At 60.9% G+C, this 16,753-nt stretch carries 18 protein-coding genes; 4 read left to right on the top strand and 14 right to left on the bottom strand.

The genetic code is table 11. The features are described from left to right. Positions 1 to 22: 22 nt before the first annotated feature. From ABX74_RS12400 to ABX74_RS12355, 10 genes are all read right to left on the bottom strand, one after another. A complete protein-coding gene (locus ABX74_RS12400; RefSeq protein WP_029256297.1) occupies positions 23 to 1,018 on the bottom strand; it encodes a dihydroxyacetone kinase subunit DhaK in 996 nt (331 codons plus the stop codon). Then, a complete protein-coding gene (locus ABX74_RS12395; RefSeq protein WP_020909192.1) occupies positions 1,015 to 1,449 on the bottom strand; it encodes a hypothetical protein in 435 nt (144 codons plus the stop codon). The genes ABX74_RS12400 and ABX74_RS12395 overlap by 4 nt, the downstream gene beginning before the upstream one ends. After that, complete coding sequence (locus ABX74_RS12390) at positions 1,449 to 1,805, bottom strand: hypothetical protein (protein WP_127160019.1); 357 nt, start codon at positions 1,803 to 1,805, stop codon at positions 1,449 to 1,451. Before ABX74_RS12390 ends, ABX74_RS12395 begins: the two co-directional genes overlap by 1 nt. 58 nt (positions 1,806 to 1,863) lie before the next feature. Further along, complete coding sequence (locus ABX74_RS12385; protein ID WP_019745366.1) at positions 1,864 to 2,784, bottom strand: 3-keto-5-aminohexanoate cleavage protein; 921 nt, start codon at positions 2,782 to 2,784, stop codon at positions 1,864 to 1,866. After that, positions 2,774 to 3,538, bottom strand: coding sequence for an SDR family NAD(P)-dependent oxidoreductase (locus ABX74_RS12380; protein WP_019745367.1), 765 nt, complete (start codon positions 3,536 to 3,538; stop codon positions 2,774 to 2,776). The genes ABX74_RS12385 and ABX74_RS12380 overlap by 11 nt, the downstream gene beginning before the upstream one ends. 2 nt (positions 3,539 to 3,540) lie before the next feature. Further along, on the bottom strand, positions 3,541 to 4,083 hold the full coding sequence (locus ABX74_RS12375) for a VOC family protein (RefSeq protein ID WP_020909194.1): 543 nt from the start codon (positions 4,081 to 4,083) through the stop codon (positions 3,541 to 3,543). A 136-nt stretch (positions 4,084 to 4,219) separates the two neighbouring features. Beyond that, positions 4,220 to 5,599, bottom strand: a complete 1,380-nt coding sequence (locus ABX74_RS12370; protein ID WP_020909195.1) for an MFS transporter — start codon at positions 5,597 to 5,599, stop codon at positions 4,220 to 4,222. Positions 5,600 to 5,804: 205 nt separating this feature from the next. Further along, entirely contained in the window at positions 5,805 to 7,325 is a 1,521-nt protein-coding gene (locus ABX74_RS12365) for an AMP-binding protein (protein WP_020909196.1), read from the bottom strand. 73 nt (positions 7,326 to 7,398) lie between these two features. After that, positions 7,399 to 8,520, bottom strand: a complete 1,122-nt coding sequence (locus tag ABX74_RS12360; protein ID WP_047888939.1) for a DUF5938 domain-containing protein — start codon at positions 8,518 to 8,520, stop codon at positions 7,399 to 7,401. Positions 8,521 to 8,576: 56 nt separating this feature from the next. After that, positions 8,577 to 9,380 (bottom strand): SDR family NAD(P)-dependent oxidoreductase, encoded by an 804-nt coding sequence (locus tag ABX74_RS12355; RefSeq protein WP_019745372.1) that lies wholly within the window; start codon positions 9,378 to 9,380, stop codon positions 8,577 to 8,579. Positions 9,381 to 9,687: 307 nt separating this feature from the next. Between ABX74_RS12355 and ABX74_RS12350 the strand changes: the two genes are divergently transcribed. Then, positions 9,688 to 10,290 (top strand): TetR/AcrR family transcriptional regulator, encoded by a 603-nt coding sequence (locus ABX74_RS12350; RefSeq protein ID WP_020909198.1) that lies wholly within the window; start codon positions 9,688 to 9,690, stop codon positions 10,288 to 10,290. 24 nt (positions 10,291 to 10,314) lie between these two features. Here the strand turns inward: ABX74_RS12350 and ABX74_RS12345 are convergent, their stop codons facing one another. Further along, the gene (locus ABX74_RS12345; RefSeq protein ID WP_019745374.1) at positions 10,315 to 10,908 is read right to left on the bottom strand and encodes a TetR/AcrR family transcriptional regulator; all 594 of its coding nucleotides are present in this window, start codon (positions 10,906 to 10,908) and stop codon (positions 10,315 to 10,317) included. Positions 10,909 to 11,024: 116 nt separating this feature from the next. Between ABX74_RS12345 and ABX74_RS12340 the strand changes: the two genes are divergently transcribed. From ABX74_RS12340 to ABX74_RS12330, 3 genes are all read left to right on the top strand, one after another. Then, positions 11,025 to 11,786 (top strand): enoyl-CoA hydratase-related protein, encoded by a 762-nt coding sequence (locus ABX74_RS12340; protein ID WP_029537047.1) that lies wholly within the window; start codon positions 11,025 to 11,027, stop codon positions 11,784 to 11,786. Positions 11,787 to 12,027: 241 nt separating this feature from the next. Continuing rightward, positions 12,028 to 12,543 carry an OsmC family protein gene (locus ABX74_RS12335; RefSeq protein ID WP_019745376.1) on the top strand — a complete coding sequence of 172 codons (516 nt, stop codon included), beginning with the start codon at positions 12,028 to 12,030 and terminating at the stop codon, positions 12,541 to 12,543. A gap of 37 nt (positions 12,544 to 12,580) precedes the next feature. Further along, complete coding sequence (locus ABX74_RS12330; protein ID WP_019745377.1) at positions 12,581 to 13,894, top strand: bifunctional o-acetylhomoserine/o-acetylserine sulfhydrylase; 1,314 nt, start codon at positions 12,581 to 12,583, stop codon at positions 13,892 to 13,894. Positions 13,895 to 13,958: 64 nt separating this feature from the next. On the opposite strand, the gene bphC is transcribed toward ABX74_RS12330, so the two are convergent. The 3 genes from bphC to ABX74_RS12315 all read right to left on the bottom strand — a co-directional run. Next, entirely contained in the window at positions 13,959 to 14,879 is a 921-nt protein-coding gene (gene bphC / locus ABX74_RS12325) for a biphenyl-2,3-diol 1,2-dioxygenase (protein ID WP_020909199.1), read from the bottom strand. 35 nt (positions 14,880 to 14,914) lie between these two features. Continuing rightward, on the bottom strand, positions 14,915 to 16,093 hold the full coding sequence (locus tag ABX74_RS12320) for an acyl-CoA dehydrogenase family protein (RefSeq protein WP_003940250.1): 1,179 nt from the start codon (positions 16,091 to 16,093) through the stop codon (positions 14,915 to 14,917). A 180-nt stretch (positions 16,094 to 16,273) separates the two neighbouring features. Then, positions 16,274 to 16,753: alpha/beta fold hydrolase (locus ABX74_RS12315; RefSeq protein ID WP_047888938.1), on the bottom strand; the 480-nt coding region annotated here is incomplete at its 5' end.

The raw sequence follows: 16,753 nt of genomic DNA, 5'->3' as shown, positions 1-16,753 counted from the left end.
TTTTCAGTAGTGCATATTCGAGTTACCAAGCGAGTGCGGGAGTGCGTACCGTTGCATCCCAAAGATCCAGAAACTCCTCGGTCGAACGGAGAAGGGTGATAGAGAGCCCGTGCATATCCAATGCAGTGACGAAAGAACCTGCAATCACCCGATCCAAACCGATACCGGCATCCCCGAGGAAAGACTTCAATTCTGCAGTGGCAATCGATAATTCGAGTCCATGGGTTGCCCCTAGCCCATTCACTATCGCTATCACACCATCCCCGCGCTCCACCCCGACAGCATCGAGGATCGGCTCCGACAACTGCGCCACGAGTTCGGCGGCAGGAACCGTCGGACGCGTCTCACGTCCACGCTCGCCATGGATTCCGATGCCGAACTCCATCTCCCCCGGCGCCAGTTCGAAGGACGGACGATCCTGTCCGGGAGCCGTGCACGAGCGGAAAGCTGCACCCAACGTCGCCGACGCCGCCACCACCCGGCGCCCCAGGTCAGCGATCTCGGAAAGCGCCCAGTGCCGTTCCGCGGCCGCCCCACAAATCTTCTCCACGGCGATTACCGCAGCGGTACCACGACGTCCAGGTCCACCCTCGTCTGCAGTCGTCGTCGCGAGGTCGTCGTCGACCATCACGATCTCCACTTGCCGCTCAGTTCCGAGTAACTCGGCCGCGATCGAGAAATTCAGTTTGTCTCCGGTGTAGTTCTTCACGATGAGAAGTGCACCCCGTCCGGTCTCGACAGCATTGACCGCAGCACGGATCTGAAAGGCTGTGGGACTGGCGAAGACCGACCCAGGAACTGCGGCGTCCAACATGCCGGATCCGACGAACTCCGCGTGTAACGGCTCATGCCCGGCCCCGCCACCTGAGACCAACACAACTTTGTCTCGGGCGACAACCGCGCGAGTCACAAACAACGGATCTCGGTGGTAGGAGAGCATTTCCGGGTGCAGGATCTGAAGTCCTTCGAGCGCTTCGCGGACTACATCCTCGGGCCGGTTGACCACATGGCCGATCATGACGAACTCTCGGACGCCGACATTGGGCCGACAGGGAAGCGAACCGCAAACGCACTCACACACGTGCGAACGTTGTCACCGACCCGTATCCCAGCCGCCGCTGCGGGCTCGTTGACATACGAAACAGTTCCGTTGTGCCACATATCCATTCCATTGCTGATCTCGGCAGAGTCGTGACTGACCGCTACGCCGGCAAGTCCCGAATCTCCCATGCGGACGATTCCGATGATCCCCGCGTTGTCCTTGCCGATTCCGGCATCGTTCAGCACAGCCAACGCACAGCCCGTCGCAATCGCCATCCGCCCTGACTCTTGACCGCCGTTGGATGCCGCAACGACGATGCGGTCGCGGTCCGACCGTTCGATCTGCGACATACTGTCCATGACGACAATCTGTCTACCGTTCTCCACACCGACAATGTTCCGAAACATCAGTCGACGCTCCTCTCTATCAGTGCCAGCACTTCTTCGGAAACGCGGCTGCCCACACGCACACCCGCTGCGACTGCAGTCGGATTGGCATACGTCACGATGCCGCACTCCCACACGTCCTTGCCATCTCCGATACGCGAACTCTCGTGTCCGACTGCAATGCCGACGATCTTCTGGGCGTCGATCGCAGCCAAACCTGCGATTCCTGCCTTGTTCTTCCCTATGCCGGCGTCATTGCACACCACAACACGAACCCCGAACCCGACGGCGTACTCTCCAGCACTCGTCCCTCCGTGTGATCCGGTCACGATCACATCACCGGCCTGAGCCGAGGAAGCAAACGCAATCGAATCCATGATCCACACTCTCTTTCCGTTAGAGGAATGAACCAAAGTAGGTTCGGCACCTTCGGTTTCAACTACTCGCATGGACATCCACCCCTAGAATTCGACGTGCCTGATCAGGACTTGCGGGTTCACGCCCGTACCGCCGAGCGATCGAAACAACTTCGGCGACCAGATCAGGTGTGGAGGGGTATCCCAGTTCTTCGTAGTGGTAGTCACCGGCACCGATTGCTACATGGCCCCCGCGCTTGATCGACTCCTCCGCTGCTGCAAGAACATTGCCTCGGTAGGCCGAGACGATCCACTCCACTGGAAGATCAGTCGGCAGGAGGTCCAGTTGCGCACGTAGCCCTGCTGCTGTCGCCGGATGTGCAGCCGGAAACTCGTCACCACCGAGAATGAAAGCGATCACCAATGGTGACGACGGATTCCGCACCCTTGCGTGGGCGAAGATCGCGCGCGTCCAACTCACGTTGAATGACGTCTGATACGGCACCAGACCCAATTCACCAGCGCGCGAAAGTAACTCGATCTGTGTTCGAGTGTCGTTGACGAAGACCCTGGAATCGGTTGCGAACAAGCCTGTCGTCGCATCGATCAAGTCCATCGCCGCACAGCCCATATCGACGACCAAGAAGTCGGAACGTCGTTTCGGATCACTTTGGTTCGGGGCAAGATTCGACAGCCGCTCATCTATCGTGTAGCCGGGAACATTGGCCATCGACGGCGCAAGCAGCAGATTCGATACCGCCCGAACCCGCTCGACGATCTCTCCGTAGGTCGCCGCCGAGTGATCCACGCCGCCGTCCACGGCTCGACCGTGAAAATGCATCAACGACGCCCCCGCATCCTCACAAGCGCGAGCAGTGTCGGCTATTTCGCTGGGCGTCCACGGAATGTGGGGATTGGGTGCGCGCATGGTGTTCTCGTTGACGTGCACTCCGATGATTACCGGTTTCTCCGTTGTATTGGACGTTGCGTCAAGAGTCATGTCGCTCCTTCGCAAGATTCCAACCGGCTGTCATCGACTGACCTCCGTCGACCGTCCACGTCTGACCCGTCACGAAACCGGCGCCGGGACCAGCGACAAAGGTCACGACTTCGGCAATCTCAGCCGGCTCCGCGTAACGGCTCAACGGGATCGACTGCAAGATGGCGCTCTGCATTTCAGGGCTCTGGGCCCGACTTGCAAGCGGTGTCCGCGTCGAACCCGGTGCAACACAATTGACTCGGATCCCCTCGCCGGCGAGCTCGATCGCGAGTTGTGTGGTCAACGCGACCACGCCACCTTTCGAGGCGGAATACGCGGCACGGTCTACGCTGCCGCGTAGGCCGGAAACCGAGGCAATTGTCACCACCGATCCGCCGCCATCTCCGGCGAGCAGATCCACGAACTCCCTGACCACCGCAAACGTGGAAACGAGGTTCAGCTCGAGGGTTCGCCTGAATCGATCGGGTGTGGTGTGCCGGATCGGCGCGTTGTCCGCGGTTCCCGCCGAGGTCACAACCGTGTCGACACGACCGAACAGCTTTTCGGCGACGTCGCGAAGCCGTCGGATATCCCCCTCATCGGTGACATCCACTCGAACGCCGACTGTCCGTGTATCTGGTTCTGGCGCAGTGTCTCCGGATGTATGCGACAGGTCGGCAGAGATGACATTCCAACCCAAGTCGGCGAATCGTTTGCACGTTGCCAGGCCGATCCCCGATGCGCCACCAGTGACGATCGCTACCTTCCTACTCACGACTACAGCACCTTCCTCATGTCGCGAATGGGATTCGACCCGTCCCACTCCTTCGATGCAGCCTCGACTGCGCGAAACAGATCACCCTTCCTTCCGCTGACCTCCGAGATTTCGATGACTGTTCCCGGATACGGGCCGTCCTCGTAGTACACGAATCGCTCGTCCGGAGCGCCACTACCGGACCTACCACTCTGCAATTCGACGAGCCCTCGGTTCTTGGATTCCTCCATATATCGATCGAAATCCGTTGTCCAGTAGGCAACATGTTGAAGTCCTTCGAGCCCGCGATCGGCGAACTCGCGAAATGCCGACGGCTCATCGTTGTGTTGTTGAATCAGCTCGATCTGCACGCTTCCGCTGTGCGCGAGCGCCACACTGAATCGAGGCGCACTCGACTTGCCACGGAAGACGAAGTCGTTCAACGGTTGGTCCTCCACGAAGAAGAAGGGGCCAACGCCGACAACGTCGATCCAATGCTTCAGCGCACTGTCGATGTCGTTGACCACAAAACCCAATTGGCGCAAAGGCCCGAAGTATCTACTCACGAAGTCCTCGTTTGTTCGTTGCCGACGAAACCACGGTCGACGACTGTGATCCTGATAAGTGATGATGTCCTGCGCATGCTCGCCTGAAGAATGAAGAATTCCCGTTGATCGGGAATCTTCCGGGCCGAGACTCGGCTCAAACCTGCTCAGGTGCAACCAAGGTTCCGGCGTCGCGCTCCGCCCGGTAATCCAGAGTCAGTTGGGCGTTGGCCTTGTCGGCCTTTCTGGTGATCACCTTGAGCAGCAGCACGATCAATGCTGCCGTCGCCAGCACCGCGGAGTACACCCCGATTGCCGGTGTGAAACTGTTGGTCGCGTCCTTGATCCAGCCGGTGACCTGTGGACCGAAATAGCCTCCGAGGTTACCCATTCCGTTGATGACACCGAAACCTGCCGCCAAGGCAGCGCCGGTAAGGAAGCTCGAAGGCATGGTGATGAAGATGCTCATCGAACTGTAGAGACCGATCCCGGCGATGCAGAATCCGAAGATGGCGACAACCGGTGTGGTGAAGAACAGCGCAGCAATAGCAAAACCGAGTGCTGCGACCGATGCGGCGATGGCGAAGTGCACGGGGCGCTCTCCGGCGCGGTCCGAATGGCGCGTCCACCAGATCATCGGTCCGATCGCAATCAGTGCAGGTAGTGCGGCAACCCATCCGATCTGATTGGTGCTCATCCCGAATTGCGCGTAAATCTGCGGCATCCAAATCTGGAAACCGTTGAGGCTGAAGGTGAAACAGATGAACACGGCGATCAACACCAGTACTCGTGGGTGCACGAGTCCCTGGAGGAAGCTGTGCTTACCGACGACCGCTTCGCGCTCTTGCGCCTCCGACTCGAGCGTATCGGCGAGCCAACCGCGTTCTTCCTCGGAGAGGAACTCCGCCTCGGAAGGCTTGTCCCGCAGAACCTTGTAGATCACAAACGCCATGACCACGGCGGGGACGCCGGTGAGAATGAATACCCATCGCCATCCGGAAAGCCCGAGAAAGCCGTCGATAGCCATCAGGTGTGTGGTGATCGGAGTACCCAGGCCGGAGATACAGATGAAGGTCACGATCCACGCCATTGCTTTGCCTCGATCCCGATTCGGGAACCACTTCGAGACGAAGAACAGCATGCCGGGCGAAAAGCCTGCTTCGGCAATACCCAACAGGAATCGTGCTGCCACCAATCCGCTGGCACCCTGAACGAACGCGGTTCCGATGGTGACCACGCCCCACGTGATCATGATTCGTGTGATCCAGCGCCGCGCACCGACCTTTGTGAGGATGTAGTTGCTGGGGGGTTCGCAGATCGTGTAACTCCAGAAATAGATTCCGGCCGCAAACCCGAACATCGAGGCCGATATTCCGAGTTCTTTGTTCATCGTCAATGCTGCAACGCCGATGTTCAATCGGTCGAGATACAGGACGATGTATGCCAATCCGATGACCGGCATGAAGCGGAGCATGACCTTCCGGACGGTCCTGGCCGGAAGGGGAAGTTGCTCGGTGACTGTTCTTTCGTGACGCATGATTCACCTCGTACTCATTCGAACACATCATTGTGATGGCTGACACAGAGACGATGCGGGTCGCGATTCGAACTTCACAGACACGATTCCCGATGATCGGTACTCGATTCGTGAGCAATCGACCGGCCGCGGTGACAAGAAGGCGGAGTGCCTGTCGGTTTCGACAGGCACTCCGCGCGGTGAAACATAGGCGTTCCGGGGGTATTCAGCCAGTCAGCTCGCTCTTGATCTCGTTCTTGAGAACTTTGCCGACCTTGGAGCGAGGTAGATCGTCCCAGACGATGACTTGCTTCGGAGTCTTCACACTTCCGATGCGAGACTTCACGAAAGCCATCACCTCGGCGCCGTCGATGTCTGCGCCGAGGTGTGGCTGCACCACTGCCACAACACGTTCGCCCCACTTGTCGTCCGGCAACCCGATCACTCCGCAGTCCTGAATCCCCGGATACGCCATGAGTGCCTGCTCCACCTCGACCGAATAGACGTTGAAACCGCCGGTGATGATCATGTCCTTCGCACGATCGACGATGAACAGGAAATTGTCCTCGTCCAGGTACCCGATGTCGCCGGTGTGATGCCAGCCGTGGGCTGACGCTTCCGCGGTTGCGTCGGGGTTCTTGTAATAACCCGCCATCACCAATGAACTGCGAATCACCACCTCACCACGCTCGCCACGTCCGAGCAGCGCGCCTTTGTCATCCATGATCCCCACGGTCACCAGCGGCGAAGGTCGACCCGCCGACGAAAGTCGTGACGTTGCGACAGTGCCGTCCGGGCCGAAATGCTCCTTCGGTGACATCGTCGAGATCATCATGGGGGCTTCACTCTGCCCGAACAGCTGAGCCATGACCGGTCCAATCTTGTCGATCGCCTCCTCTAGCCTGGTCGGGGAGATCGGTGCCGCGCCGTACCAGAAACACTGCAGCGAGCTACGATCCGTTACCGCGAGGTCCTCGTGCTCGAGCAACATGTAGATGAGCGTCGGCGGCAGGAAGGTGTGAGTCACCTTGTGCTTCTGAACGTTCGCGAGGAAGTACCCGAGATCGGGCTTCGGCATGATCACCACTTCGCCGCCGAGGGCCATGATCGGGAAGCACAAAACACCGGCGGCGTGAGTCAACGGCGCCAACGCCAGATACACCGGGCGCCCCTCGAATGGATAACTCATCAAAGTGATTGCGGTCATCGTCTCGATGTTGTGCCCGGTCAACATCACGCCCTTGGGGCGGCCCGTCGTACCACCGGTACCGACCAGCATGGTGACGTCGTCGGGCGCCGCGACATCGAGTTCTTCTTCCCCGAGCCAGCTTTCGAGGGACTGTGCCGAATCCCATTCGCCGTCGATACAGACGAGCGTCACCAACTGTGGAAGCGCGTCCTTGATCTGGTCGACAAGCGGCGCATAGGACTTCTGGAAGAACAGAGCGCGACAATCGAACAGATCCAACAGGTCTCGGTTTTCCGCAGCTTCGTTGCGAGGGTTAATCGGGCACCAGACCGCGCCAGCCCTACTGATACCGAATACGCAGGAGAACGAGATCGGGTCATTGCCGGACAGAATCGCGACCTTCTCGCCCGCCGCGATGCCCGAAGCAGCGAGCGAAGCTGCGAAGCGTCGGCTGAACTGTTGCACCTCACTGTAGGAGAGAGTGCGCTCCCCCATCGTCAAACACGGTGCGGTGGAACCAAGAGAGGCTCCCTTGTCGAGATAGTCGGTCAAACGCATGGGGAGCCTCCAGGGCGGGGCTCCCGGCGCGATGCACGCCGGGAGCCGTGAACATGATGACGAGGGCGACGAGCTAGGCGTTGATGGTTACTTCCGGCTCCAGAGCCAGCCCGAAACTACGCAGCGCGCCGAGTAGTTCGCGATGGCCGAACGCCTGGCAGGCCGAGGCAAGCCCGGTCCTCTTGGGCGCCTGCTGAAGCAACGAATGCGCTGCATAAGCGTGCAGGAGGCCCGTCTGCTTGTAGTTGCAGTTTCCGTGGATCACGACGTGCGAGCGACCCAGCGGTCCCGACGCGTAGACGGAGTCGAGTGAGGTGTTGATGCGCGGATTTTCACGAGGGGGCATACCCGCCTGAACCGAACCGGCGATCTCGGCCAAGGCGGCTTCCTGCTCGTCGGCGGGCAGGGTCTTGATCTGCTCCTCCACGATCTTCTGTGTCGCGACAACACCTTCCATCACGGTGCGGTCGAACACCCCGCCCGCAGCCTTGACGTTGGAAACTCGCGGATCGTTCTTGAACCACACGGGGTGGCAAGTTCCGCCCCACGGCAATGCAAGCGCAGTTTCGTGCTGGCCGGGAACGACGACGTCGAAAGTCTGGCCGGGCGCCCACTGCACGTACTTGTTCTGCTCGAGGTAGTACCAGTTCGCCTTGAGGATGGTGAAGATCGTCTGAGTGGAGGCGTAGGTGGGAAATCCCTTCCACAGCACGAGAATGTCGAGCGTATCGAGACCCGGCGTTTCCAGTGCGATGTTGGCCGCGATCTCACCGGTGGTGTACATCTGCGCGATACCGGGCGAGAGAAGCAGACCCTTCTCCTGGTACTTGTCGCCGAATTTCTCCTGGACGTCGAGTACCCAGTCCTGCTCACCGGTGGTGTCCATGTAGTGGCAACCGGCATTCAACGCAGCCTCGACGACGGTGCCGCCAAGCTTGATGAACGGCCCGACCATGTTGCTGACAACCTGTGCGCCGGTGAACAATTCGGCCAGAGCCTCGACCGTGTGCTCGACCTCGACGACCTCGTGATCGACGGTGTCCAAACCGGGGATCTTGTCGAGGACCTCTTGGATTCGAGCGGCATCGCGGCCGGCTGCGATGAACGGGATGTTGAACTCGCGCAGGTATTCACACACCAGACGGCCGGTGTACCCGGAGACTCCGTAGACGATGACTGGCTTCTTTTCGGACATGTTCGTGGAACCTTTCGAAGACGTGAGAAGGGTGTACGTACGAATGGGGAGGGCAGTTACATGCCCATACCACCGTCGACCGGTAGGCCGATTCCGGTGATGAATCGCGCGGCGTCGGAGGACAAGAACACCACGGCGTCAGCCATGTCGTTCACTTCACCAAGGCGGCCGAGCGGGGTGAGACCGATGACGTCGCCGACTGCCGCTTCGGCACTGGGCCACAGGCCGAGCTTCTCCATGTCCGCCGCGAGTCCGAGACCCATCTCCGTGGCGACGAGGCCCGGGTAGATGCAGTTGACGCGGACTCCGTAGCCGAGCTTGCCCGACTCGGCGGCGGCAACTCTGGTGAAGCGATCGACCGCGGACTTGGTCGCGGAGTATCCACTTATCCCGGGAAACGGAATGGTTGCGGCCACTGAAGAGATGTTGATGATGGAGCCGCCGGTTCCGGCTACGCCACCCGGACGCATGCTGCGCAGTCCGTGTTTGGTTCCGAGCGCTGTTCCGAGGATGTTGACCTCACACATACGGCGGATGTCGCCCGGATCGAGGTCAACCACCAGCGAGGAAATCTCGATGCCTGCGTTGTTGACGAGGATGTCGAAGCCGCCGAGAGTCTCCGCGGTGGCGGCGACTGCCTCTTCCCAGTTGGCGTCGTCGGTGACGTCCAGCTTTACGAACCCGGTTTTGACTCCGCCCGAACCAACGGCCTCTGCGGTGGCACGACCTTCGTCTTCGAGAACATCGCCGATCATCACCGACGCCCCCGCCTTCGCCAACGCCTCAGCCATTCCGGCTCCGAGCCCCTTGGCACCACCTGTGACCAGTGCTTTTCGTCCCTCGAGATCAAACACGCTCATTTTCGACTGCCTCCATGACTGAAACGACTCTCGCGATGCCACCGTTCACAGCGACGCTGCCAAGTGGTGTGAGTCACAGAGTATTCAACTTTGGACGAGTGTCAAGAGAAATCTTGACGACTGTCAAGATTTTGTTACACGCTCGTCAAAGACCAGGGGTTACACTGATTCGGACGCGGCGATCGTGCCGCTGTGGAAACCGCAGGGAACAGGACGTGCCATCGTGACCACGACAGTCGAGAAGCCAAGTGGGGCAGGAAAAAAGGCGGTTCCTGTCTCTTCGGAGAAGCGGTCCAACGCAGACAAGGTGTCACGTCGTCAGGTCGACAAATTCTCCGAGCGACGTGATCAACTGGCCGAGGCCGCACTGCAAACGCTGGCCGAACTGGGCTACGCACGCACGAGCCTGCGCGAAATCGCCCAGAATTCGGAGTTCTCCCACGGCGTCCTGCACTACTACTTCAGCGACAAGGTCGATCTCATCACCCACTGCGTGCGCCACTACAAGGCACGCTGCGTCACCCGCTACGACGGCATCGTCGCCACCGCTCAGACGCCGGAGGAACTGAAAACGGGTTTCGGCGCGCTGCTCGCCGAGACCATGATCGACGAGCCGACGATGCACCGCCTCTGGTACGACCTGCGCGCGCAGTCGATGTTCGAGGAGTCGTTCCGAACCGACGTGGCCGCGATCGACGAGAGTCTCGAAAACATGATCTGGCGCATCGTCTCTCGCTATGCCGAGCTTCTCGACGTGGAGCCCTCGGTCACCTCGCCGGCGATGTACGCGATCTTCGACGGCCTGTTCCAGCAGAGTCTTCTTCGCCACCTGTCCGGTGATCAGACTGCCGCGAACTATCTTTCGGAGAGCGTCCAGCAGATGCTGCCCCTGGTAGTGCCCACACCCTGAGCCGGCACCACGTCCTGAGTCGGCTCAGCGAGCAGCGATGCCTTCCGCGACGTACCTGGCACCGCGATCGAATTCGCCGACCACGTCGTAATCGGCGTCTTGCCGCCAGAAGCGGACCAACGCTCCGTACGTACCGCCGATCATCTGCGCGAGAAACAGCGGCGGGTAGTCCGATCTCACTTCGCCGGCTTCGATACCGGCAGTGACGATCCGCAGAAGTTCCACATGGAACCGATGATCGTGTGCCGCCCCCGCTCCGGAGGAGGCGAAGTCGCGCTCGAGTTCTGCAGTCACCATGCGCAGATAGCGCGGATGCATGATCGCTTGTTGCGCAAAGTCCTGAAAAATCCGGGAGATCCGATCAGAGGTCGGCATCGGAGATTCCATGAGCTGATCCACCAGTGCCGCAAGCTGATCGAGATGATCACTGTGCAGCGCCTCGAGAACCGAGTCCTTGCCCTGGAAGTAATTGAAGAAGGTGGCTCGCGACACCTCGGCTCGCTCGGCGATGTCGTCGACGGTCGTGCTGGCGAAACCCTTTGCCGAGAACAGAATTCGAGCAGCTAAGAGCAACCTGTCGTTGGTATCGCGCTTGTTCTGTTCTCGTTTGGAAATCACGTCGACCTGCCTTTCTCCGCCTCAGGACACAGTCTTCGCCACAGTCCGGAATGTGTCCAATGTCGGTCTCGCCAGTTGACGCACCACTCCTTCGATAGATGGACTACAGTCCAATTATGTCGACTGTTTCCACAGAACGCCACGACCGCGTTCTCATCGTCAGGATCGAACGCGAAGAACGTCGTAATGCGATCAATCGTGAAACTGCCGAGGGAATCGAAGCCGCACTGAACCTTCTCGACGACGACCCTTCTCTGTGGGTCGGCATCATCACCGGAACCCCCAACATCTTTTGCGCCGGAACCGATATCCGAGAGCGAGCCGACCTTCGCATGCCTCGCGGCGGTGAGTACGGCGTCATTCGGCGTCAGCGAAACAAGCCTCTGATCGCCGCAGTGGAGGGATACGCGCTGGGCGGCGGCTTCGAAATCGCATTGGCCTGCGATCTGATCGTCGCTTCCGCCACAGCCCAATTCGGTCTACCCGAAACCAAACGTGGTCTGGTTGCGACGTCCGGTGCGCTCTTTCGGGCGCCACGTGCCCTTCCGATCAATGTCGCTCGCGAACTCCTGATCACCGGGCGCACTCTCGATCCCGATCGGGCCAAAGATCTCGGCGTCGTCAATGCAGTGACTGCCCCGGGTAAGGCGCTCGACGAGGCTCTGGTGATGGCGGCCGAGATCTGCGAGTCCTCTCCGACCTCGGTAAGCCTGAGCCTGAAGGCAATCGACGCTCTCTACGCCGAGGCCGATACTGCCGGATGGACCATCACCGACGACGCGAAGGACGCGGTGCTCCGATCGCCGGACATCGCCGAAGGACTCGACGCTTTTGCGAGCCGTCGGACGCCGCAGTGGAGCGGACTGCCGCCCACATGAGCGACCACGATCCGAGACGGATTTCCTATAGGGCTGGTCGGAAAGGGTGGGAACCGGTTACAGTCTCTTCCGTGACGGGAATTGGCGCATACGAGACGGGCACGCTGCTGACGCGGCGACGCCATGTCGATTTTGCGCACGTCTGTACATCCGGGTGTCCGATCTACTGATCGGACCTACGACGTGAGCGCCGCTCACGTCGATACTCGTATGTACACCCAGATCAGGGGACATTTCTGTCATGACCACCGCTTCGATCTCGCACCTGAGTTCCGTCGTAGCAGCCAATGCCGACGCCATCGACAAGGACGCAAGCAAAGCGCACGTCGTCTTCAAGGCATCCGCTCAGGCGCACGACGCCGTTGCCAGCACCATTTCTCTCGGTAAGTACACCGTCGAGGTCGACGAGCCGCCGGCCCTCGGCGGCGAGAACACCGCAGCCAATCCCGTCGAGTACTACCTCGCATCCCTGCTCTCCTGCCAGGTGGTCACCTACCGTGTGTGGGCGGACAAACTCGGTATCGCGCTCGACGACATCTCGGCCAGGGCAGAAGGCGACCTCGACGTTCGTGGATTCTTCGGATTCGACGATGCCGTCCGCCCGGGATTCTCCGAGGTTCGCGTCGTGGTGACCCTGACGGGTCCGGAAACTCGCGAGCGATACCTCGAGTTGCAGGAGACGGTCGACGCCCACTGCCCCGTACTCGATCTCACCCGAAATCCCGTCCCAGTACATACAGTCGTCGAAACCGCCTGACCCGCACCAACCCACCTTCACCACGGAGTATGAATTCATGAGCGAGAACACCCCCGTCGACACCGATCCGACCGCCGATTGGTCGTTCGAAACCAAGCAGGTCCACGCCGGACAGGGCCCGGACAGCGCTACCAACGCTCGAGCGCTTCCGATCTACCAGACCACCAGCTACGTCTTCGACAACACCGACCATGCGGCGGCGCTCTTCGGCCTCGCCGAGCCGGGCAACATCTACACCCGCATCATGAACCCGACGCAGGACGCCGTCGAGCAGCGCATCGCCGCTCTCGAAGGCGGAGTCGCGGCTCTGCTGGTTGCGTCCGGTCAGGCCGCCGAGTCCTTCGCGATCCTCAACCTCGCCGAGGCCGGGGACCACATCGTCTCCAGCCCCCGCCTGTACGGCGGCACGTACAACCTCTTCCACTACACGCTGCCCAAGCTCGGCATCACCGTCGACTTCGTCGAGGACCCGGACAACCTCGATCACTGGCGTGAGGCAATCCGTCCGAACACCAAGGCGTTCTACGGCGAAACCATCTCCAACCCCAAGAACGACGTGTTCGACATCCCCGGCATCAGCGCAGTCGCCCATGAACACGGCATCCCACTGATCGTGGACAACACGGTTGCAACTCCGTACCTCATTCAGCCGCTGAAGCACGGCGCCGACATCGTCGTCCACTCCGCCACCAAATACCTTGGTGGACACGGCACCGCGATCGCCGGCGTCATCGTCGACGGCGGCACCTTCGACTGGACCCAGGGACGTCACACCAACTTCACGACCCCCGACCCCAGCTACCACGGCGTCACCTTCGCCGATCTCGGTGCACCCGCCTACGCCCTCAAGGCACGCGTTCAGCTTCTGCGCGACCTCGGCTCGGCCATCGCACCGTTCAACGCCTTCCTCATCTCGCAGGGCATCGAGACACTGAGCCTGCGCATCGAGCGCCACGTGTCCAACGCCCAGAAGGTCGCGAAATTCCTCGAGGGCCGCGCCGAAGTCACGTCGGTCGCGTACGCCGGACTGGAATCCTCACCCTGGCACGAGCGTGGAAAGCAGCTGGCTCCCAAGGGAACCGGCGCTATCGTCGCGTTCGAGCTCGCCGGTGGAGTCGATGCAGGCAAGAAGTTCGTCAACGCACTGACGCTGCACAGCCACGTCGCCAACATCGGTGACGTTCGCTCACTCGTCATCCACCCCGCGTCGACGACGCACTCGCAACTCACCCCCGAGGAGCAGCTCGCTTCGGGTGTCACCCCGGGGCTCGTCCGCCTCGCGGTCGGTATCGAAGGAATCGACGACATCCTCGCCGACCTCGAAACCGGTTTGGCAGCAGCAGCTTCCTGATCGAGCACACGAAAAAGCTCGGTCCCGACAGGCGTCGGGACCGAGCTTTTTCGTTGCGTCAGAACTAGCTCTTGGGAGTGAACGCGGCCAGCGGTTCACTGTCGGACCAGTCATGGCCCCAGTAGCTGTCCGCCGTGATTTCCTCAGCGGTGTAGAAGGTTTCGTCGACAAGCGTGCCTTCGCAACCGAACTCGAGATCCCAGCCACCGGGTGCGCGCACGTAGAACGAGACCATCTTGTCGTTCGTGTGGCGACCCAACGTCGAGGAGATCGAGAAGCCGAGCTTGGCAACACGATCGAGAGCCTGACCGACGGCGTCGAGAGTCTCGGCTTCCATCATCAGATGCACGAGACCGGGTTCGTCAACCGGCGGCGCCGGGCACAGCGCCAGGCTGTGGTGGCGCTGGTTGACACCCATGAAGCGAACGCGGCGAGCCGGCGGCGGCGCATCGATTCCGCCGAGACGGATGGAACCGCGCGGAAGGAATCCGAGCACCTCGGTGTAGAAGGTGTACGCCTCGTCGAAACGCGTAACCGGAAGCACCACATGGCCGAGTCCCTGATCACCGGTGACAAAGCGGCCGCCGTGCGGGGTGACCAACGGGCTGTGGTCGAGTACCGGTCCGAAGAAAACCTCGACGCGGTTGCCGTTGGGATCGTCGAATGCGATGACCTGCTCGGCATCGCGGTAGCTGGCGTCGACCTCGGAAAGAACCTCGACCTCGACTCCGGCCTTCTCGACCTCTTCACGAACACGCTGAAGCGCGAACTGATCTCGCACTTCCCAACCCACTGCGAGAGCCTTGTCCGTCTCACCGGGCAGGACGATCAGTCGCGCACGACGCTCGTCCAGGCGCAAGTAGAGGCCGTCGGCTTCCGGGCCACTACCGACCGCGAGGCCGAGTCCGTCGACCACGAGCTCGCGCCAGCGAGCCACGTCCTGCGTTTGGATCCTGAGATACCCCAGGCCCCGAATTTCAGTCATGCCTAACCGTCCTTGCTTCGAGAGTGATTGTGGGACTAGATCATCGAGCGGTGGATGCCCTGCGGTTCGCCACCGAGCTGCGAGAGCGTCGACGCGTGGAAAATGGAACCGGGTACGTGGATCGCGTGCGCGAGACCGGCATGAGCATCGCGCCAGAACCGCTGCATCGGCGTGTTCAACTGCAACGCGCCACCACCGGAACGAGCAAAGATCTCGTCCACCGCCCGCACCGCCCGCCACGCCGCAGCGGTCTGCGTGCGCCGACCGATCGCACGAAGCTCGAACGAAACTTCCTGCCCCTTCTCGGTCATGTCCCAGAAACGATCCACCGTCTCCAAGATCGCAGCCCGAGAAGCAGCGATCTCGGCCGCAGCCTCACCGATCGCGAACAGCACGTACGGATCTTCCTTGATCGGAACGCCACTGACCGTCACACGCTCACGCTGCGCCGCCATGTTGCACGCCAACGCACCCTCAGCGATACCGATCAACGACGAAGTGATCCCCAACGGGAAAATGCAGGAGAACGGGAACTTGTACAACGTCTCCGTACGGCCCGCTTCCTTCCACGCCGTCCCGTCGTACACCTTTCCGGCGTCGATCGTGCGGTAGGTGGGCAGGAACGCGTCCTTGACGATCAGGTCCTTCGACCCGGTTCCGCGCAGGCCCACGACATTCCAGCTGTCCTGGTCGATGTCGTAATCGGAGCGCGGCAGCAGTACGTGCAGGTGCTTCGGCGGCATCAACGGCTTGCCGGATTCGTCACCGACCATCGCGCCGATCATGATCCAGTCACAGTGATCGGTACCGGAGGAGAACGACCAGCGACCGTTGAGGATGTAGCCACCCTCGACCGGCCTCGCCACGCCCATCGGCGCATACGGTGACGCCATCCACGTATCGGGATCGGTTCCCCACACCTCTTCCTGAGCCTTGCGGTCGAAGAACGCAAGCTCCCACGGATGAACCCCGACGATGCCGCTGACCCAGCCCGTGGCACCGTCCATCGCACCGATAGCCATTGCCGTCTCGGCGAATTCACGCGGATGTGCCTCGAGGCCTCCGAACTCCTTCGGCTGGAACATCCGGATGACGCCGGAGTCGCGCAGGCGCTTCGCGCTGCCGTCCGTCAAGCGCATCAGCTTGTCGCCCTCGACTCCGTCGGCGCGGATCTCGTCGGCGAACTGTGAGATGTTGTCCAGAACCTGACCCATGATTTTTCCGGCTTTCTGGTTTCGCTACCCGGCGAGTGCCTGGGCAGAATGAAAATCTGTTGGTGAAACGGTGGCAGGTAGCCCGCCGAAGTGCAGAAACGCTTCCCGGTGAGTGGGAGCACCCCTGTGCGCCTTTTTGGTAGTGGGAGCTACCAAAAAGGCGCACGGGGGCGAAGCCCTTTACTTGCCTTCTGGACGCGTCAGGAATGCCAGAACGGACGCGACCCAGGCGTCACGGGCTTCGATCATCGTCCAGTGTCCGCAGTTGGGGAAGATGTGAACTTCGCCGTTGGGGATATCACGCATCGGCAGTATCGCCATGTCCACGGGGCTGACGCGGTCGTCGCGTCCCCAGGTCAACAGCGTCGGCGCCTTGATCTTGTTCAGCTGCGCCCAGTACGGCACGGCGGTTGACGCAGCGGCAGCCGCGCCCATGGCAGCCATGGCCTTGCTGCTGTACATGCGGCGGGCGATCTCGAGCGTCGTCGGCTCTGTGGCCAGGGCCCAGCGCTCTTCGATGAGCTGCTCGGTGACGACCGCGCGGTCGAAGACCATCGAGTGCAGCCACCGGACCAGAGCTTCGCGGGTGGGGTTGTCGGTGAACTCCATGAGAAGTTTGATGCCTTCACCGGGGCCGGGAGAGAAGGTGTTCTTGCCCAT

Source organism: Rhodococcus sp. ARP2 (genome assembly GCF_001029585.1).
Taxonomy (GTDB): domain Bacteria; phylum Actinomycetota; class Actinomycetes; order Mycobacteriales; family Mycobacteriaceae; genus Rhodococcus_F; species Rhodococcus_F erythropolis.
The sequence above is the reverse complement of the archived record's forward strand: the minus strand, read 5'-3'. Positions and strand labels throughout refer to the sequence as shown.